Origin of the sequence: Shewanella sp. BJSY2023SW001, from assembly GCF_047314685.1 — a bacterium.
Lineage (GTDB): Bacteria > Pseudomonadota > Gammaproteobacteria > Enterobacterales > Shewanellaceae > Shewanella > Shewanella indica.
This window is the reverse complement of sequence record NZ_JBKORF010000011.1, coordinates 191,469-211,367: the sequence shown is the minus strand read 5'-3', so window position 1 is coordinate 211,367 and position 19,899 is coordinate 191,469. Positions and strand designations below refer to the sequence as shown.

General features: G+C 50.7%; 17 protein-coding genes and 2 tRNA genes. 7 read left to right on the top strand and 12 right to left on the bottom strand.

The genetic code is table 11. From position 1 onward, the window contains the following. Positions 1–179 precede the first annotated feature (179 nt). Positions 180–2,243, bottom strand: a complete 2,064-nt coding sequence (locus ACMHXH_RS02700; RefSeq protein WP_144361475.1) for a PhoX family protein — start codon at positions 2,241–2,243, stop codon at positions 180–182. 253 nt (positions 2,244–2,496) lie between these two features. Between ACMHXH_RS02700 and dmeF the strand changes: the two genes are divergently transcribed. The 3 genes from dmeF (at position 2,497) to ACMHXH_RS02685 (ending at position 6,026) form a co-directional block, all read left to right on the top strand. Beyond that, entirely contained in the window at positions 2,497–3,591 is a 1,095-nt protein-coding gene (dmeF, locus tag ACMHXH_RS02695; protein WP_319619493.1) for a CDF family Co(II)/Ni(II) efflux transporter DmeF, read from the top strand. A gap of 13 nt (positions 3,592–3,604) precedes the next feature. Then, positions 3,605–4,042 (top strand): MarR family winged helix-turn-helix transcriptional regulator, encoded by a 438-nt coding sequence (locus ACMHXH_RS02690; protein ID WP_101096435.1) that lies wholly within the window; start codon positions 3,605–3,607, stop codon positions 4,040–4,042. 358 nt (positions 4,043–4,400) lie between these two features. Beyond that, positions 4,401–6,026 carry a phosphoethanolamine transferase gene (locus tag ACMHXH_RS02685; protein WP_039033020.1) on the top strand — a complete coding sequence of 542 codons (1,626 nt, stop codon included), beginning with the start codon at positions 4,401–4,403 and terminating at the stop codon, positions 6,024–6,026. Between the two features lie 73 nt (positions 6,027–6,099). On the opposite strand, the gene ACMHXH_RS02680 is transcribed toward ACMHXH_RS02685, so the two are convergent. The 4 genes from ACMHXH_RS02680 to ACMHXH_RS02665 all read right to left on the bottom strand — a co-directional run bounded on the left by ACMHXH_RS02680 (position 6,100) and on the right by ACMHXH_RS02665 (position 10,707). Next, positions 6,100–8,802: a bifunctional acetate--CoA ligase family protein/GNAT family N-acetyltransferase gene (locus tag ACMHXH_RS02680; RefSeq protein WP_039033019.1), complete on the bottom strand. Its 2,703-nt coding sequence runs from the start codon at positions 8,800–8,802 to the stop codon at positions 6,100–6,102. Positions 8,803–9,027: 225 nt separating this feature from the next. Then, positions 9,028–9,104: transfer RNA gene (locus tag ACMHXH_RS02675), tRNA-Val, on the bottom strand. Between the two features lie 11 nt (positions 9,105–9,115). After that, positions 9,116–9,192: transfer RNA gene (locus tag ACMHXH_RS02670), tRNA-Val, on the bottom strand. Between the two features lie 138 nt (positions 9,193–9,330). Beyond that, positions 9,331–10,707, bottom strand: a complete 1,377-nt coding sequence (locus tag ACMHXH_RS02665; RefSeq protein ID WP_039033018.1) for an MATE family efflux transporter — start codon at positions 10,705–10,707, stop codon at positions 9,331–9,333. 33 nt (positions 10,708–10,740) lie between these two features. On the opposite strand from ACMHXH_RS02665, the gene ACMHXH_RS02660 reads away from it, so the two are divergent. After that, positions 10,741–11,358 (top strand): riboflavin synthase subunit alpha, encoded by a 618-nt coding sequence (locus ACMHXH_RS02660; protein WP_144361478.1) that lies wholly within the window; start codon positions 10,741–10,743, stop codon positions 11,356–11,358. Positions 11,359–11,440: 82 nt separating this feature from the next. On the opposite strand, the gene efp is transcribed toward ACMHXH_RS02660, so the two are convergent. From efp to ACMHXH_RS02630, 6 genes are all read right to left on the bottom strand, one after another. Next, positions 11,441–12,004, bottom strand: a complete 564-nt coding sequence (efp, locus tag ACMHXH_RS02655; RefSeq protein WP_039033016.1) for an elongation factor P — start codon at positions 12,002–12,004, stop codon at positions 11,441–11,443. A gap of 45 nt (positions 12,005–12,049) precedes the next feature. After that, positions 12,050–13,246, bottom strand: coding sequence for an elongation factor P maturation arginine rhamnosyltransferase EarP (gene earP, locus ACMHXH_RS02650; RefSeq protein WP_144361542.1), 1,197 nt, complete (start codon positions 13,244–13,246; stop codon positions 12,050–12,052). 78 nt (positions 13,247–13,324) lie between these two features. Next, positions 13,325–13,852: a flavodoxin FldA gene (gene fldA, locus ACMHXH_RS02645; protein WP_039033015.1), complete on the bottom strand. Its 528-nt coding sequence runs from the start codon at positions 13,850–13,852 to the stop codon at positions 13,325–13,327. 54 nt (positions 13,853–13,906) lie between these two features. Then, positions 13,907–14,176: a LexA regulated protein gene (gene ybfE, locus ACMHXH_RS02640; protein WP_025010403.1), complete on the bottom strand. Its 270-nt coding sequence runs from the start codon at positions 14,174–14,176 to the stop codon at positions 13,907–13,909. A gap of 14 nt (positions 14,177–14,190) precedes the next feature. Beyond that, positions 14,191–14,412, bottom strand: a complete 222-nt coding sequence (locus ACMHXH_RS02635; protein ID WP_039033014.1) for a DUF2788 domain-containing protein — start codon at positions 14,410–14,412, stop codon at positions 14,191–14,193. Positions 14,413–14,511: 99 nt separating this feature from the next. Continuing rightward, positions 14,512–15,288 (bottom strand): alpha/beta fold hydrolase, encoded by a 777-nt coding sequence (locus ACMHXH_RS02630; protein WP_039033013.1) that lies wholly within the window; start codon positions 15,286–15,288, stop codon positions 14,512–14,514. 300 nt (positions 15,289–15,588) lie between these two features. On the opposite strand from ACMHXH_RS02630, the gene seqA reads away from it, so the two are divergent. Both seqA and pgm read left to right on the top strand, forming a co-directional pair. Then, complete coding sequence (seqA, locus tag ACMHXH_RS02625; protein ID WP_039033012.1) at positions 15,589–16,143, top strand: replication initiation negative regulator SeqA; 555 nt, start codon at positions 15,589–15,591, stop codon at positions 16,141–16,143. A 37-nt stretch (positions 16,144–16,180) separates the two neighbouring features. Further along, entirely contained in the window at positions 16,181–17,830 is a 1,650-nt protein-coding gene (pgm, locus tag ACMHXH_RS02620; RefSeq protein WP_071476041.1) for a phosphoglucomutase (alpha-D-glucose-1,6-bisphosphate-dependent), read from the top strand. Positions 17,831–17,900: 70 nt separating this feature from the next. Here pgm and msrA read toward each other — a convergent pair whose 3' ends face one another. Then, positions 17,901–18,380 carry a peptide-methionine (S)-S-oxide reductase MsrA gene (gene msrA / locus ACMHXH_RS02615; RefSeq protein WP_144361482.1) on the bottom strand — a complete coding sequence of 160 codons (480 nt, stop codon included), beginning with the start codon at positions 18,378–18,380 and terminating at the stop codon, positions 17,901–17,903. A 330-nt stretch (positions 18,381–18,710) separates the two neighbouring features. Between msrA and astE the strand changes: the two genes are divergently transcribed. Further along, complete coding sequence (gene astE / locus ACMHXH_RS02610; RefSeq protein WP_071476040.1) at positions 18,711–19,748, top strand: succinylglutamate desuccinylase; 1,038 nt, start codon at positions 18,711–18,713, stop codon at positions 19,746–19,748. Positions 19,749–19,899: the final 151 nt, after the last annotated feature.

The window sequence follows — 19,899 nt, the reverse complement described above, 5'->3', positions numbered from 1 at the left end:
GAGAAAGGGTTATTTATTTTCAAAAAAATCATAAATAATTTTGTATTGCCATACAAATCAAAATAGTACCCGTTATGTATCTGTTTTAGGTTCAGGTAATTGAGAGTTAAAACGCCCGCCAGGCTCAGCCTGGCGGGCGTTGTCAGTTTAGGGCGGTTCGTTTGAACGCTGCGGATTATTTAAATGCCGACTTCACCACCATCGACTTTGCGCAGCACCACGGTCGCTGCCCTTGGGCGAATGCTGGTGCCTATGGGTGTTTCCTCGGCGGCATTGGCAGAGACCGGCCAATTCCCCGGGTGCTGGATATTGGCAAATACCGAAGTGTAGTCCGGCGAGATGGCAAAGCCTGTGACTTCGCAACCGTTGGGGCCGACGAAGAAGCGCTTCAGCTCGGTTTGATTATCGGCGGTAACAGTCAAAGGCTTGCCGTCGCCATCGACCATCTTGGATGGCACTATTGCCAGCATCTGGTCGTTGGTGTGCTCAGTCACCTCTTTGGCGCCATTATCTGTCTGGATCCACAGAATACCGCGGGCATCGAACGCCAGGCCGTCCGGGCTGGCCAGTTGGTTAAGCTCAGTCAGGCCGGAGAGGTTGGTGGCGTCGTCACCGTCGGCCGGAGAACCGAACAGGAAGATATCCCAGCTAAACTCGGTATCACTGGCGCCTTCATCCCAACGGATGATATGGCCAAAGTTGTTTTTCAGCCTTGGGTTGGCGGCATTGGCTTCAGTCCGCTTGGAGTTGTTGGTCAGGGTCAGATAGACACTGCCGGTGAAAGGATCCACTACACACCACTCGGGTCTGTCCATTGGCGTCGCGCCAACCAAATCGGCGGCACCGGCGGTGTTGATGATGATATCGGCCTGGCTGGCAAATGTATCGGCCAGGGTCTTGCCGTCCTTTGTCATGGCATCCAGGGTCAGCGGCAACCATTCACCTACGCCACCTTCGGTAAACTTGGCCACATACAGGGTACCTTCATCCATGTACTTGGCACCTGTTGCCAGGCGGTTGCTGCTGTCGGCATCCTTGGGGTCCCAGAGCGCCGCTGAAACAAACTTGTACATATATTCAAAGCGCGAGTCATGGCCTGAGTAGAATACCAGTGGTTTACCTTCGGCCAGCTTGCCAAAAGCGCAGCCTTCATGACGGAAACGCCCCAGCGCGGTTCGTTTAACTGCGCGGGAATTAGGGTTGTAAGGGTCGACTTCGACGATATATCCATAGCCGTTGTCTTCATTGCGATAGTCGTATATGGCATCACTGGCCTTGGGAGTGACATCGAAACGGGCAAATTCATCCAGGCGCTCTTCGGCATGACCGGCCAGATCGGCCCAGCCATAACGGGTAGATTTTTTGCTGACACCGATACGGCGTTGTGCTGAGGTCATTTCTCCCTTGTTGACGAAGTAGCCGGGCCAGTTTTCCTCACAGGTGAGGTAAGTGCCCCAAGGGGTATAACCGTTACCACAGTTGTTCAAAGTGCCTCGGGTCTGGCTGCCATCGGGGGAGAAGGCGGTAACGACTTTGTCGGTATAGGCTACCGGGCCGCTGAGATCCATGGTGGAAGCACCGGTGAAGCGGCGATTATGCTTGTCATCTTTGACCACTTCCCAGTTGCTGCCGTCAAGTTTGATACGCACCACTGTCATGCCGTGAGCATTGATCTCTTTGCGGACTTCATCGACCAAGGTTCTCAAACCGGTATTGGCATCCACAGTTGGACCGTTGGGGTGCAGGGCATCTGGCTCAATATATTCATGGTTGATACACAAGAGGCCATCGGTTCCGGCTTCATTGAGTGGGAAGAAATGCATACCGTCGTGGTTTTGACCTACGGAGTTGGCCTGATCCTGGGCGGTATTACTGCCATCAGCCTGCCATTCGGCGGCTTTACTATTCAGCGGAGTCCCCCAGGGAGCCAGAACCTGAGCCTGGTAACCTTGTGGAATAACCACAGCATCAAGGCGAGAACCGGCAACTGACTCAAATCCCAGTGTCACGCTGGATTGACTGGGTGGAACCTGAGTAGGGGGCACAGGATCCGGTGTGCCAGAGGTGTTATTGTTATCTGAACCGCAACCGGCGAGGCCGAAGCCGCCAAATGCAGTCAAGGCACTGACGCCCAAGCCACTTTTTACAAAATTGCGCCGGGAAAGGTGCTTATCCAACACCTGGGCAAAAGGTTCGTTCTGACTTTTATTAAACTGCGTCGGATCGAAAGTCGCCTTGCTCATAAGATTTCACTCCGTGATCTTCTATCTCATTATAGGAATTGCAAATGCGACGCAAAGACTAATGACGCCATATGACAGCCAGATAACGCTAAAGTGACACAAATAAGACATAGCCCCCATTTTGAGAATTAAATTGTTAATTCTCTGGTGTTGTTTGTGACTTTTTCAATCTCAAGACTTGAAATTGTGAAAGGAAAGGGGGATGCTTTGCTCGTCAAATAGTTTGAATATCAAAATATAAGAGTGGCTTACTATGAGTTCAGAGTTTCACACCACCACGCGCTGGCAGCATAAGCATAATTTTACCCACCATAATGAGCAGGGAGAGAAGAGTACCAAATGGGTGCTCTTGCTGACTGTGGTCACCATGGTGGCCGAGATTGTTGCCGGTACCATATATGGTTCTATGGCGCTACTGGCTGATGGCTGGCATATGGGAACTCATGCTGCGGCATTTATGCTGACGCTGTTTGCTTACTCTTACGCCAGGAAACACGCCAACAACCCCAGGTTTGCCTTCGGTACTGGTAAAGTCAGTGTGCTCGGCGGTTTTACCAGTGCTATAGCTCTGGGGTTAGTGGCATTGTTAATGCTGATAGAATCCGGCTCCAGACTCCTGTATCCGGAAGATATTCATTTTGACCAGGCGATTTTGGTGGCCATCATAGGTTTAACTGTCAACATCGTCAGTGTGTTTTTGCTCAAGGATCACCACGGTCACGATCATGGCCACAGCCACAGTCATGGGCACAACCATGGACATAATCACGCCCATAACCACAACCATAACCACAACCACAACCACAACCACAACCATGACAGTGGGGATTCCCACGGACACAAAGATCATAATTTGCGTGCGGCCTATTTCCATGTATTGGCTGATGCCTTGACTTCCTTATTGGCAATTGGCGCGCTGTTGGCCGGTAAATATTTTGGTTTGAATTGGCTCGATCCCGTGATGGGAATTGTCGGAGCTGTTATCATCAGTCGCTGGGCTTGGGGACTTATCAGTCAGACCAGTCCCGTGTTGCTCGATGCAGGTGTTGAAGCCGAGTTCAGTCGCAAGCTGGTGGAACGGATAGAAGCCGAAAAAGATCACAAGGTAACCGATATCCATGTGTGGCCGGTCAGTGCCGATCATCACGCAGCCATGATCTCTTTGGTGAGCCATGCTCCCCACAGTACCGACTATTATCATGAGTTGCTGGCGGACTTTAACCGCATAGATCACCTGACCATTGAAGTTAATCAGTGTGCCGACTGCAAGAAGGCGGCAACGCCGAGAGCCAATGAGCGTGAGCAAGCGAGCCACACAGAGACAGGACATCATCACCATCATCATTAAGGTGCAAAAATAGATGAAACAGCAACAGCGGCAGGATTCGCTGCAACAGTCAATCAACCACGCCATCATAGAGTTTTATGAGCGTCTATCCTCTTGGGAGCAGAGCGTAGTCAGAGATCAAGGCGCTTCATTGGCGCAGATCCACACTGTGGAGATCCTGGGCGCTCACGGCCCTATGAAGATGAAGGAACTGGCGGAAAAGCTCGGTATTACCACAGGCACCTTGACCGTGCAGGTTGAACGTTTGGTCAAGGCGGGCCTGGCCGAGCGTCAATCACTGGAAAATGACAGACGCGCCATTCAGGTATCTTTAACCGAAAAAGGCGAGCTGATGTTTAAGGAGCATGATGCCTTGCATCTGCAATTAACCCGTGAGATGACAGCGAAATTCAGTGACGCCGAGCTGGAGCAACTGCTTGGGTTCTTCAAGCGGCTCAACAGCGAATTTTAATTGCGACTGTTTACCCTGATATAAAACCACAAAGCGCCTTCTCTGGGCGCTTTCTTTTTCTAGAATATTAATAATCGCCGAACACTCATCAAGCTTGCACAACTTACAATTGCGGGACATTTGCATGCAAAGCGGCTCTTGAGTTATCAAGCGACTCTTTTAACCTTTTATACCGCAGTTTTAGCGTATGGTGCATCGCGAACTTTCCCATTGGCACAGAGTCTGAAAGCTTAATTCGGCCCCATGAGCGATGTAGGAACCGATAAGGGAACCTTAAGATAAAATTGTTATATTAATATTTAGTTAACCAATAGTTAAAATTTCTGAGCCTTGCATCAATTTTAACCGTCATTTAGGAATGAGTGTGTTGAATCCCATCTCCGTCAATCGCCTGACCTTTTTACTGGCACTGTTTTTTGTGGCCGTGTTCAATGTGCCTTTTTTTACTATAGTCAAACAGGGACTCGAGAACCAAGCGCATGTGGACCCTTTGTTTGTGGCGACCATTCCCATCTTCTTGATCTCAGCTTTGGGGATACTGTTTTCCCTGTTCAGTTTTAAATATATTCTCAAACCTTTCTTTATTGTGTTGCTGCTGTGTTCATCTGGGGTATTTTTTGCCGCGTTCAAATATGGCGTAGTATTCGATACCGGCATGATTGAAAACACTTTTCAAACCAACAGCGCAGAAGCCATGACTTATGTGAACTGGGCATCAATATTAAACCTGCTGTTGACCGGGGCTCTGCCTGCGCTGCTTTTGTATCGTATTCAGGTTGACTATAAGCCCATAGGCAAGGAACTGGCGTACAAGGCGCTATACATAGTAGCGAATGTGCTCATCATAGTGGTGATTGGCTTTTTCTATATGCAGAACTATCTGGCTTTTGGCCGCAATCATGATGAAATTAAACGTTACATAGTGCCGACTTATTTTGTCGGTTCGGCGGTCAAATACATCAATCAGCACTACCTGGAAAAGCCGCTCGAATATCAAAAATTGGGTACAGATGCCAAGCAGGTAAAATCAGCCGGTGCAACCAAACCCAGACTGATGGTACTGGTGGTCGGTGAAACCGCCAGGGCGCAAAATTATCAATACTATGGTTATGACAGGACAACCAATGTCTACACCAAGGCGATTTCACCGCTGATCTTCGGCGATGTCAGCTCCTGTGGCACGGCCACGGCGGTGTCTTTGCCCTGTATGTTTTCCCGAATGAGCCGGGAAGATTATCACTCCCGAGCTGCCAAGGCTCAGGATACCGTTGTGGATGTGCTCAACTACGCCGGTGTGAAAGTGCAGTGGTTTGATAACGACAGTGGCTGTAAAGGCGTGTGTGACAGGGTGGAAAACAAGCTGATAGCGCTGAATGCCGACCCTAAGCTATGCGACGGTCAGTTTTGTCAGGATCAGGTACTGCTTGATGAACTCAAACAAGCCTTGTTGCAGCCGAACAATGGTCAGGATCGCTTGATAGTGTTGCATATCATCGGCAGTCACGGACCTACCTATTATCTGCGCTATCCGGAACAATATCGCCGTTTTACCCCGGATTGCCAGCGCAGTGACATTCAAAACTGCAGCCGCGAGCAGCTCACCAATACCTATGACAACACGATTCTGTATACCGACTATATCGTCTCTCAGGTGGTCGAGCAGCTAAAGGGCCGCAGTGGCGACTATGATACCGCCATGATGTATCTGTCTGATCACGGTGAATCCTTGGGGGAGAAGGGCATGTATCTACACGGCTCTCCCTATGCCATAGCGCCGAGTGAACAAACACGGGTGCCTTGGATGGCTTGGTTTTCCAATCAGTTCAAGCAACAACTTGGGCTGAATGATGACTGCCTGGCAAGGGAAGCTGCGGTGAAGCGTGTTTCCCACGACAACCTGTTCGATACACTGTTAGGGCTATTCGATGTCAGCAGCAAGGTGTACCTGCCTGAATTGGATTTAATCGCCCTGTGTCGTCGCTGAGACTGTCTGCTCAAATGATCAATAACCCGGCGTTGGCCGGGTTATTGGTTTTTAGGTGTTAAATAAGGGGAGTCTATGGCTCCTTGCCCGGCAGCTCCATATGCATCTTGATCAGGTGTTCTTCCATATCAAAGGTGACAGTAAAGCCAAGACTCTTGGCGAGGCTGGCCATATTGCGGTTTTCAAACATGGTGAAGCCGGTTAACACCTGAGTGCCCGTGGTGCGGTAGTAGTTGATTAGCTTCTCCAGCAGCAACTTGCCTATGCCAATACCCTGATGAGAACTGCGAACTGCCATGGCAAATTCCGCCTCAGTGTTGTCCGGATCGATAGAGGCTCGCACTGCGCCCAAGGTTTCCTCTTCACCATTTTCATCTCTTATGGTGGCGATAAACGCCATTTCACGGGCGTAATCTATCTGGGTCAATACCGCCATCTCTTCGTGAGTCATACGCGAGCGTACTCCAAAATAGCGCTTGTATCTGTCTTCATCCGTAAGCGAGTTGTCAAAGTCCAGATGTTTGGGTTCATCTTCCGGTAGTATCGGCCGCAACATCACCTCAAGGCCATTACGCAGTTTGGCTTTTTCTTCCAGCTCTTTGGGGTAGGGTAAAATGGCCAGTCGGCCGGCATTATCCGTGACTTCCGGATTCAGACGCAGATTGACATCCAAGAGGGTAATTTTATCGCCCGCCGCCAATACAGGATTGAGATCCAAACTTTCGATTTCGGGGCAATCGATAATGAGCTGCGAGATTTGAGTCAACATCTGGCATAGGGCGCGCATATCCAAGCCTTGGGGCAAGTGGCGATCGCGGATCTTTTGGGTCTTGAGTGCCTGGATCACCATATAACGTGCCAGTGCCATATTCAGTGGCGGCAAAGCGACTGCAGCATCCCGGGTGGGTTCCCATTCGGAGCCACCTTCACCGAGCATGATGGCTGGGCCAAATACAGGATCGCTTATTACCGCAACTCTGAGCTCTTGTGCGCCGGCGGTAAGCGCCATTTTTTGCACTATCATGCCCTCGACCGAAGCGGCTGGGTTAGCTGTGTGGACCCGCTCGACAATGGCTGCTGCGGCCTGATTGACCTCATTTGCCGATGTCAGATTCAGCATCACCCCGTGAACGTCTGATTTATGCAAAATATCCGGTGATTGCACTTTTAATGCCACAGGGTAGCCTGCCTTATCGGCAATAGCGACAGCCTCGGCGGCATCTTTGGCATACCAAGTATCTATAGTATCCAAGCCATAGGCGTTGAGTATGTTGCGGGCATCATGAGTTTCCAGTACTCGTTTGCCTTTGGCAATGGCTTGCTGCAGCAAACTTCTGGCGGTAGCGCTATCCGTGGGAATTGAATCCGGTATCGATTGTGGTACTTCCTGCAGCAGTTTTTGGTTGCGGCGATACTCAACCATATGCATAAAGGCGCGCACGGCGCCCTCGGGTGTACGGTAAGTTGGGATCCCCGCCTTGGAAAAGTGCTTTCGAGCCCGGTAAGCGGCATCTTCCCCGCTCCAGTTGGTTAAGATGCTTACCCGATTACGTTTCGGGTGCTGTTTGACAGTTTCAATCAAGGCATCGGCTATGGTGACGCTTTCGCCAAGGGCCGAAGGGGAGTGCAGTACCAAGATGGCGTCCAGCTCATCGCTGTCCATTAATACCGACAGTGCCTGGCTGTAACGCTCGGCGCCGGCATCGCCTATAATGTCCACCGGGTTTTGCCCGGACCAGGTAGAGGGCAATAACTGAGAGAGTTTCTCCAGGGTGGCTTCGGACAATTGTGCCAACTTGCCACCTTTGAGTACCAGTTCATCCACCGCCAGCACGGCCGGGCCGCCACCGTTGGAAAGAATACACAGACGCTCACCATTGAGTGGGTTGAGGTGAGCTAGGCTCTCGAGTGCGGCAAACAATTCAACCAAGTCGGTGACCCGCAGCATACCGGCACGGCGAAAGGCGGCCTCGTAGACGGCGTCATTACCAGCTATACCTCCGGTGTGCAGTTTGGCAGCGTTACCGCCCTCGGCGCTGCGACCTGATTTGATCACCAGTATAGGTTTATGGCGGGCTGCGGCTCTGGCTGCTGACAGGAAGTGACGCTTCTCATTGACCGAATCTATATAGAGCATGATGGCGCTGGTACGGGAATCGCGACCAAGAAAATCCAGCAATTCATCGAAGTCTATGTCGGTGGCATCGCCAAGCGAAATAAAGGAAGAGAAACCGATCCCTTTGTTGTTGGCCCAGTCGAGCACTGTAGTGCAGATGGCTGCTGATTGGGATACAAAAGCTATCTTGCCGGGCAGCGCGCCTGCATGGGCCAAACTGGCATTGAGGCCCAAAGGTGGCAACATCATTCCCAAACTGTTGGGACCGAGGAGCCGCATGCCGTAACGTCTGGCGTTACCTTGGGTTAGTTCAAGCAGGTTTTCGCCTTGGTCGTTTAATTCATCTGCCATGCCTGAAGCCATGATGATAGCCACTTTGCAGCCAAATTGGGCCAGAGTTTCCACTATTGCCGGCACGCTGGAGGCACGGGTACAGATGATGGCCAGATCAGGTTTGATCGGTAAAGATTCGATATTGGGGTAGGCCAGCACGCCCATCACTGCATGGTATTTGGGAGTGACCGGCATAATCGGCCCGGCAAAGCCGCCCGAAAGCAGGTTTTTCATTACTACATTGCCTGCTCGTTTGTCGCGATTGGATGCACCTATGACGGCGATGGAACCGGGTTTGAACAGCGTGTGCAGAGTACGTTGGCTCATGGATTTCCCTGTCGACAAAGGACTTTGGTCTATACCCCATGATTCCATGGCCTGAGCAAGTAAGCAATATGCAAAAAGTAGGGCTTGATTTACAAAAAATACCATTCAGTAGAGGTGCTTACTCTTTTTTCGTGAATGAAAAGACAAGAGCAAGAGGAAACGCAAATTTGAATGCGGGAAAGGGGAATTTCAGGCATAAAAAAACCTGCTTTAAGCAGGTTGATTTGGTACACCCGAGTGGACTCGAACCACCGACCCCTACCATGTCAAGGTAGTGCTCTAACCAGCTGAGCTACGGGTGTATTGCAAATTTTGGTACACCCGAGTGGACTCGAACCACCGACCCCTACCATGTCAAGGTAGTGCTCTAACCAGCTGAGCTACGGGTGTACTGTGTTTTTCAGGCTGTCGCCCTCGAACGAGCGCTATATTAAGGGCGAGCAGCCGCTAGTTGCAAGTAAAAAAACAGATTTTTTTGTCGAGTGGCGAATTGCTGCACAACTTGCCGAGGCTTTGATCGTATTTGGTTTAATTCGTCGCCTCATCTGAGATGACGTCAAACTGCTTGCCGCTTTTCTGTATATATCTCAAGCGAATGGCAAAGAGTATAGCCGCTACGGTTAAACCGGCGATAAGCCCAATCCAAAATCCGTGTGCCCCCATAGCGGGCACCAGAAAATCGGTATACGCCAATACATAACCCAGGGTCATACCTACTGCCCAATAGGCAAACAAGGTGATGAAAAAGGCGCTGCGGGTATCCTTGTAGCCGCGCAGGGCTCCGGCGGCAACCACCTGAATTGAATCGGATAGTTGATACAGGGCAGCCATCAGCATCAGGCTGCCTGCCAGAGTAACCACTTCGGGGTTGTCGTTATAGAGCAGGGCTATCTCATACCTGAATACCACAGTTGCCACCGCAGTGAGCATGGCCAGAGAGAAGGCAATGGATAATCCCACCTTGGTCACCAGTGCCGATACCTCGCTCTGACCACGCCCAAGGTAATAACCGACCCGAATTGAAACGGCAATCCCAATGGAGAGTGGCAACATAAACACAATCGAGGAGAAGTTCAGTGCAATTTGGTGCCCGGCCACGACAGTGGCACCGAGAGGCGCCAATAAGAGGGCTATCACCGCAAAGAGGCTGACCTCAAAGAATAGCGCCATGGCAATAGGCATGCCCAGCTTGGTCATCTCAACAATGGTGTGTAAATGAGGCTTATGAAATGCCTTGAAAGGCGCCAGTTCGGCAAAGCGTTTATGCCACTGCATATAGATGGCCATGGCAAACAACATAGCCCAAAATACCAAAGCGGTAGCGACACCACAGCCGGCGCCGCCCATGGCGGGCATGCCGAAGTGACCATTGATAAAGATATAGTTGGCGGGGATATTCACCGCCAGACCGACAAAGCCGATGACCATGGTCGGCAGGGTATAGGAAATCCCTTCGCTGCAGCCCCTGAGTACTTGATAGAGCACAAAGGCCGGCGCGCCCCAGAGAATGCCGTCAAGATAACCTATGGTCAGGCGCTTGAGTTCGGGCTCCAGTTCCATCCAATCTAAAATATGTGGCGCAGATGCCAGAAACAGCATCACACCCAAGGCACCTGTTATGGCAATATAGGCAGCCTGAAAGGCAAGTGGCTGAATCGCCTTTTGGTTATTTGCACCATGATGATGGGCGAACATGGGAGTAAATGCCAGTAACAGGCCTTGAACGAACAGAATGGCCGGTAGCCAGAGACTGGTTCCGACAGCGACGGCTGCCATGTCGACAGCACTGACTCTGCCGGCCATCAGGGTATCAATAAACCCCATCATTGTCTGGGTAAGCTGTGCAATAAGCACAGGCAAAGCCAGTTGAACTAAGCGTTTGGCCTGAAAGCCGGTGTGATTCATGAAAGCAGCCCTAACAACTAAGCGAGTGAGAAAATGTTTACAGGTATTGTTCAAGCCAAGTGTGAAATCCTGGCGATCGAGAAAAAGCCGGGGTTAAATACCCTCGAAGTCGCTCTGCCTCCTGCCTTGCGTGAGGGATTGGAAATAGGAGCGAGTGTCGCCAATAACGGCGTTTGTCTGACGGTAACCCAGCTTGCTGATGATAGGGCGTTTTTCGACGTAATGGAAGAGACTCTGGCAGTGACTAATCTTGTCGGCCTTAAGGTGGGTGACAAGGTTAATATAGAGAGGTCACTCAAATTTGGCGCCGAGCTGGGGGGCCATATTCTCTCCGGCCATGTACATACCCAAGCGCAGTTGGTGCAACTGGACGTCAGTGACAGCCATTACAATATGCAATTGGAAGTGGCTGAAGCCTGGTTGAAATACATCTTCTACAAAGGTTTTATCGGTATCAATGGTTGTAGTCTCACAATCGGCAAGGTCAAAGGTAACCGCTTTATGCTGCATCTTATTCCTGAGACTCTCAGATTGACCAATCTAGAGGATTATCGGGAAGGGGACTGGCTGAATATTGAAATCGACAGTCAGACTCAAACCATAGTCGATACAGTTGAGCGCGTACTGGCTCAGCGTAACCCGGATAATTGAGCTACTCCAGGTGAAGCGAGAAATAACTCAAATACAAAAAAGCCAGCAATGATGCTGGCTTTTACAAAGGAGGGCGCTCTAATTAAACGCGCTTCTTGAACTCACCGGTGCGGGTGTCGATTTCGATCTTGTCGCCTTCTTTAACGAAGTCGGCAACCATCAGCTTCAGATCTGTACCTACGATAGAGGCTGGCTTCATTACCTTACCAGAGGTATCACCACGGGCGGCAGGTTCAGTGTAACCTACTTCGCGAATGATAGTAGTAGGCAGTTCTACAGAGATAGCTTTGCCTTCGTAGAAAGTGACCTGACAGATCTCTTCCATTCCATCAACTATGTAGTTAATGGCATCACCCATGTTTTCGGCTTCAACGTCATACTGGTTGAAGTCTGAGTCCATAAAGACATACATAGGATCAGCAAAGTAAGAGTAGGTGCATTCCAGACGCTCGAGCTGAATATCTTCCAGCTTGTCGTCAGCCTTGAATACAGTTTCAGTACCGGAACCTTGCAGCAGGTTCTTCAGCTTCATCTTTACCACAGCAGCGTTACGGCCGGATTTGTTGAACTCGGTCTTGAGTACAACCATAGGGTTGCCGTCAACCATGATAACGTTACCTGCGCGGACTTCCTGAGCAGTCTTCATTACGTATGTTCCTATATAAACGGTTTTTCAATTCAGCGCAGAATCTTAGCCGGTTTTGGCCATTAGCACTAGCCTGTTTGCCAGATCTGCTTCATTTATTGCTTCAGCCGGCCATTTTTTTGCGTGTTGTATCAATGTCGGCATGGCAGAATTCAGTGCCAGCCAGCTTTGGCTGGCTTGATCTCCCTGGCCGCAGTTGAACGCGGTATTCAGCGTTCGCCAGGTTTGGGCGGCAAGGGGAGGCAGATTATCGCAGTATCGTGCCATAAAAGCATCCAATTTTAGCAGATGAGCTTGCTCTTCCTGCTGATAGATGTGCCAGATAAAAGGTTTGCCGGCCCACTGTGCTCGTAAAAAGGAATCTTCGCCGCGAACTATGTTGAAATCACAGCTCCACAACAGGCGATCATAGCCGTTTTGATCTGTCATCGGCAGGACTTGCACCTTGAGTGCGCCGCGGCTGAAACTTTGACCGGCTTGCCAACTGGCGGGATCTTGCCAGTCGACCTTGGGTCCGGAGTCTTGGTTAAATTGCTCAAGCAAAGGCGCGATACAGCCTAAGCTGCGTCCCTTGGGGACTAACAATTGTACCCGCCGCTCACTCTGTTGCCAAAGCTTAAGCAGCGCATGCAAGGCTTGGGTCTCGTAGCTGAACAGGCTGATGAGGTAATCATCAGTGCTAATATCACTCAGCCCCATTTTTGCAAAGTGGGCCAAAGCGTGCTCAGGCGTTGCTTGCCAGGCATCACGCTCGCTAAATAGGGATTGCTCGCAGATGAGTCCACCTGACTTTGGGGTAAAGCCCGGGAAGAAAAAGGTCTTTTTGACTCCTTTGAGTGCCGGTGAGCTGAGGCCGTGGCAATCATCTATCCAGCTCTCGGCGCTGAGATAATCCAGGTTTATCCATTTGGGCGCCTTGGCGAGCTCTGGCAGGCTTGTAAGCACCTCCGAGGGTAAGTCGCAGGCAAAGGCTTCTATCAAAACTTCGCCCGGTTGCCAGGTCAGGGGGAGGGGAGCGCGCCAGTGGATGACTTCAACACCACCAAAGTGTTGACTGACAAGGGCCGGGTTTAGCTCAGGTAAAATGTGCGCGAAGCTGTTGAGATCATCGACCCACAAGCGTACCTCAATACCGTATTCGCCGGCCAGCTGCCGCGCCAGGCGCCAGGTAACGCCTATGTCGCCATAGTTGTCCACCACAGTACAGAAGATATCCCAATGACGCAGATTGTCGGCTTGCATCTTGTTTTTATTTTCCTGAGTAATAGCCAATAAAAAGGCGGCCATATAGGCCGCCGGAGACATACCGGGGAGCGAATATCAGTCTTCCAGCTCGGCCAGGCACATCTCTTCGTAAATCTGTTTAACCCAGGCGTCGACACGCTCTTCGGTCAATTCAGGCTGGCGGTCTTCATCTATACCCAGACCAACAAAGTGCTTGTCGTCAACCAGCCCTTTAGAGGCTTCGAAGTTATAGCTGTCAGTCGGCCAGTGGCCAATGACTATTGCGCCGCGCTCTTCAACGATATCGCGGATCATGCCCATGGCATCAAGGAAGTACTCGGCATAGTCTTCCTGATCGCCGCAACCGAAAATGGCTACCAGCTTATCGGTAAAATCAATCTGCTCCAGCTCTGGGAAGAAGTCATCCCAGTCACATTGAGCTTCACCATAGTACCAGGTTGGGATCCCGAAGATCAGCAGGTCGTATTCGGCGATCTGCTCTTTGGTGCTCTTGGCGATATCTTTCACCTCAACCATCTTCTTGCCCAGTTTCTTCTGGATCATCTTGGCTACAGCTTCGGTGTTACCTGTATCGCTACCGAAAAAAAGACCTACAGTTGCCATTGTCTTTCCTTTAATGTCTAGTTCGCTATCTACTTCGATCTTTCCTGACAGGGGCTAACCTAGCTGCTCCTGAAGGATCAATTCTATTAACTGGCTGCGGCTGATGTTACTGGCCAAAGCCTTCTCATTCAAGGCGTCATATAAATCTTGTGACACTTTTAACTCTATTCGTTTCAGACCTTTCGCCCGATCCCGCATGATCTGGTTACGTTTATTCACCTTGAGCTGCTGCTCGCGGGGCAGAGGGTTGCTTCTAGGCCGTCCGCGGCGCTTTTCAGTGGCAAAAAGGTCTATGGTTGTTCTATCTGTTGCTTCTTTTGCCATTTGAAATCTGATGTTTAACCTATACCTGAGCCTTCCCAGGTCATTTGAATTATCCCCTTGACGACAAAGCCTGCACAACCAAGGAAGAGTACCAACCAAACAATAAAGCGACCAAACTTAGGCACGTTACCCTGATTGAGTACATCCCTGATGGCCATACCGATAAAAAAGAAAATTGCTGCGAAAAACAGATCCAGTCCAACGGCTTCTATCTGTTGCATATACTGGTTCAACACGCTGCAGCCTCCCGGTGTTCCCTAGCCAAAAAGAGGCGCGAATATAGCATATTGGTTCGGGGGCTGCTACCGCCTTTACCCACGCCCTGACCTTGGATTTTAATCGTTACTGTCAATGAAGTCGGACACTATACGGTTGAATATCGCCGGTTTCTGGGCGTGCAACCAATGTCCACACCCCTCAAGGGTCTTGGCTTTGACCTGAGGAAACTGAGTCACAATCTCTTTTTTGTAAGCGGCGGTCACATAATTTGACTCACTGCCGCGGATCATCAAGGTGGGCCCTTGATAGCTCAGTTGGCCGTCGCAGCGCTCAGGGCCGTTATGCCAACCTATGATCGCCGGATAACTGTCAATCAGCCCCGGTAAATTCATCTTCCACTCAAAGCCGGATTCGGTGCGGCGTAAGCTCTTGAGCAGAAACTGCGCCGTCGCCTCGTCGATGCCATGGTTCAAAAGATGTGCCAGCGCCTGACGTCTGTCTTTAATATCCAGCGGCATACTGCTTAGGCCGGCAAACACCTTTTCATGTCTCGGCAAATAGGCCACAGGCGCAATATCGGCGGCGGTCAAAGACTGTACCCGCTGCGGATAAGCCAGCGCCGTTGCCATGGCAATCTTGCCGCCCATGGAATGGCCCACCAGGTGCACCTTGTCTATCGCCAGTTTATCAAGCAGGGACACAAGCGCGTTTGCAAGCCCTGGATAATCCATTTGCGGCCAATGTTCGCTCTGGCCGTGATTGGGGCAATCGACTCTTATCACTTGGTGATTTTGCTCAAGCAGGGTCCCGAGCGATTTAAGATTATCCAAATCACCGAATAAGCCGTGGATCAGCAATACCGGACTACCGCTTCCGGTCGAGATAAAGTGCATACAGCCCCCTTCACAGTGAGTTTGTTGCCGGTATTTCAGCAGGGGGCAAATTCTGCGACAAAGGCCGGTATTTGACAAGGATGGATGCGGATTAAACATCGCTTTGATTGCTTTTTCAACAAATTGCAGTGCAAGTCTTAGGTTTGTAAGCCAATTATCTCATTTTGGCGCGATTCAGCCTTCCCCCGCAGGCGAGTTATGGCATACTTTGAGCCAAATCTCGTAGCCGCGACCACGGGCGCTGTGACGGCAATGTCATGATGGCTACATAGAACAAGTTGAAACTAAAGGAATCGGGCCATGAAATATATTGAGGTGGATGAGGAACTGTATCGCTTTATTGCCGGGAAAACCGAAAGGATAGGTGAAAGTGCATCGGACATTCTTCGTCGACTGCTGGGCTTGGATGCGACGGCTGTTGAACCCAAGGCACCGGCTGACATCAGCCAGCCAAGCATGGAGCAGGGTTATCGTCCCAATACATTACCCGAGGCCGAGTCAACCCTGGACTTTGACAATCTATTCAGCAGTGCGGCTATCGAAGCTCAAAAGGGGGCTGTTGGCCGTTTTTTGTTTGCCCTCGAATGCCTCTATAACCAGGACCCAAAAGGGTTTGAGCAGGTGCTGCAGGTTCAAGGGCGCGACCGTCTTTACTTTGCCACCTCGAAGGAAGCGCTATTGAAGGCCAGTAAATCGGCCAACCCCAAAGAAGTCGGCAGCAGTGGCTTTTGGGTAACCACCAATAACAACACTGCCAAGAAGCACACCATATTGACCGAAGTACTGGAAAAGATGGGCTGCGACGGCGACAAGGCCAAAGTGATAGCCGATCTGGCGCTGCCGATTAAAGCGTAAATCTGTTTATCAACATCTGTCATCAAGGAGTACTATTTTGGCTATTCATGAGCGGGCCGGTAAAAGGGCCATACAGAAGGATCTGGTTAATATTCCGCGGCTGATGAGCCATTATTATCGAATTGTCCCCAACTGTGATGACCCTGCCCAGAAAGTGAGCTTTGGCACCTCTGGGCACAGGGGCTGCTCCTTCAATGGCAGTTTCAATCAAAATCATATCTGGGCCATTACCCAGGCAGTGGTAGATTACCGCCAATCTCAGGGGATTGAAGGTTCGCTTTATTTGGGCATGGACACTCATGCCTTGTCCGAGGCTGCTTATATATCAGCCATTGAAGTCTTGCTGGCCAACAATGTGAAGTTGGTGGTGCAAGAGAGGCAGGGCTTTACGCCAACGCCTGTTATCTCCCATGCCATAGTTAGCGCAAACCGAAATGCCGCCGAGCTCAGTGATGGCATTATTATTACCCCGTCCCACAATCCACCGCAGGATGGTGGAATTAAGTACAATCCGCCCCATGGTGGGCCGGCTGAAGGTGAGATTACCGCCTGGATTGAGCAGCGAGCCAATGATTATCTCAAGGCGCAGCTGGAAGGGGTCAGGAAACTCAACTACGGCGTAGCCGCCAGTATCGGACTCATCAAAGAGACCGATCTTATTGAGCCCTATGTTGCCGATCTCGCCTCTGTAATAAATATGCAAGCCATCAAAGATGCCGGCATTCGCATAGGTGTCGACCCCCTGGGCGGCTCAGGCATCCATTATTGGTCACATATTGCCGACCGTTATGGGCTGAATATCACAGTGGTCAACGATCGGGTCGATCCCAGTTTCGGCTTTATGCCACTGGATAAAGACGGCAAGATCCGTATGGACTGCTCGTCACCTTTTGCCATGGCAGGCTTGCTTAAGCACATGGATGAGTTTGATATCTGTCTTGGCAACGATCCTGACTACGACAGACACGGGATAGTCTGCCCAGAGACAGGGTTGATGGACCCCAACCACTTTTTGGCAGTGGCGATAGATTACCTGCTGGAACACAGACCCGATTGGCCACAGACGCTGCAAATAGGCAAGACCTTGGTTTCCAGTGGCATGATAGACAAGATTGTTGCCTCACACGGGCGCCAGCTTTGTGAAGTGCCGGTTGGTTTCAAGTGGTTTGTCAGTGGCTTGAGTGAAGCCAGCCTGGCCTTTGGCGGTGAAGAAAGCGCCGGCGCCGCCTTCCTTCGACGTAACGGTACAACTTGGTGCACGGACAAAGACGGTTTTATTCTCGGGCTGCTGGCTGCTGAAATCCTCGCCGTGACCGGCAAAAATCCAGCCGAGCGTTATGCAGAACTGGCTGCCATACACGGTGATTGCTTCTACAAACGGATAGACAGCCCAATCAATCCCAAGCAAAAGGCGCGTTTTGCCACCCTCAATGCAGATACCTTGGGGGCAGAGACTTTGGCTGGAGACAAGATTGAGGCGGTACTGACCAAGGCTCCCGGCAATGATGGTGCCATTGGCGGTATTAAGGTGTTAACTGACAACGGCTGGTTTGCCGCCAGACCATCAGGCACTGAGGCACTTTATAAAATTTACGCCGAAAGCTTTGTCAGCGAGCAGCATCTGCAGCAGATATTGGAACAGGCGAGAGCGCTGATAACCAGCGCCCTAAAAGGCAAGCCGAACTGAGCTTAAGAGATTGCCAGTTCAGTAAAAAAGCGCAGCCGTGAACACAGCTGCGCTTTTTTATTCCCGGGGATCAATATTCCAGATGGCAACTGGGCAGGTTATTCTTCTGGATATAATCCTGATGATATTCTTCCGCGCGATGAAACTGTTTCACTGGCACAATTTCCGTCACTATGTGCCGCTGTCCCCACTTTCCACTACGAGCTAATGCCAGTTTTGAGGCCTCGGCCTGCTCCTTTTGCTCTTTGCTGTGAAAAAAAATCACGCTCCGATACTGAGTGCCGATATCGCCTCCTTGGCGATTTAGGCTGGTAGGGTTGTGATTACGCCAGAAAACTTGCAGCAGCTCGGTAAATGAAACCTGGGTGTCATCGAATTCCACCTGAACCACTTCGGCATGGCCGCTGTTGCCCTGTTTTACCTCTTCATAACGGTTGATTCTATCATCCCCCCCCATATAACCACTGCTGGCGTTTAATACGCCGGGTACTTGGCGAAAGAAATACTCTACTCCCCAAAAACAACCGCCACCGAATGTTGCTACCGCCATTTAATTTACCTTCCAGATGTCCAGATGGCTAAAATTATGCGCAATAAGTTTTCCTGTCAAGTGTCGTGTTTGACTGATTTTGACTTGTGCATATAGCTAGCTCTCTTTTGAATAGGCCCTGGCCAGCTCGAGGTGGCTTTTGGCGACAGCCGTTTTGATAAAACTCCTGCGAAGCGAGGTATTTAGTCACATAGCCAACAGGTTAAGCTGTGATACTATGAAACCTTGCTCTCTGGCGCTGGTCTCAACAAGCAAACGCATTTTGACAAGTTCCCAGGAGGCAGCGTTAATGGAAACAACAGCCAAAGCGGCAATAAGAAGGAGTATTTCGTGTTACAAGCCTTGAAGGATAATCCTGACTTCCTGTCATTGACTCTGGATAACCCCAATTCTCTGGAAAGTGTTAGCGGCACGCTTGGCGACCACACCCGGATAGCGATTTGGGACACAGGAGTCTTGCTGTTCGAGCCTCTGGATAACCAAAGTGATAAAGATATTGTGCTGTCATCCGGGGTACACGGCAATGAAACTGCACCTATCGAGCTGTGCAATGGCATTATCAAGTCGCTGTTGAAGCAAGAGCTACGGGTAGGGCAGCGAGTACTTTTCATATTCGGTAACCCGGCGGCAATTAACCGTGGCACCCGTATTGTCGATGAAAACCTCAACCGACTGTTCAGTGGCGAGCATTCCAATCCCCCCGGGCTGGTGAACCCGGAGCGGATCCGCGCCAAGAAGCTGGAAACTTATGTCACACGTTTCTTCGAAGACGCACCACAAGGGGCAAGACAAAGGATCCATTACGATTTGCACACCGCCATTCGCGGCTCCAAACATGAAAAGTTTGCCATCTATCCCTATCGACCGGGTAAGGCTTACAGCCGTGAACAATTGATGTTCCTGGAGGCGGCCGGAGTCGATACCGTGTTGCTGCATCACGAACCCACAACCACTTTCAGCTATTTCTCGTCAAATCAGTTTGGCGCCGACGCCTTTACCATTGAGCTGGGCAAGGTTTACCCCATGGGACAAAACGATATGACACGTTTTATCGCTACCCGGGAGATGCTGAGTCGTTTGATCTGCAAACAATCGCTCGAACTCGAGGAGCAGGCGCTTGAGCGGGTCAATATCTATCAGGTCTGTAGGGTCATCAATAAGCAGGCCGACGACTTTGAATTTACCTTCGCCAGTGATGTGGAAAACTTCAGCGCTTTCCCCAAGGGTTATGTGCTGGCGCGGGAAGCGGGCAGGGATATTCGAGTAGAACAGGACTCGGAAGCCGTGGTGTTTCCCAACGCCAAGGTGCCCATTGGCCAACGTACAGTAATCTGCCTGGTTCAAGCCAAAGAGGTGCCATTGGCCTGAATTGTAAACCAATATATACGCGCCGATCCCATGCTAGTTGGCAAAGCACCCATGGTGGGAGTTGCTTGCTAGTTTACGTTAACGTAATGTTCGGGGCGCGTACTGAAAAAATCGGTAGGGCCGGTTTCGAGCCGGACAAACCCAGAGACAA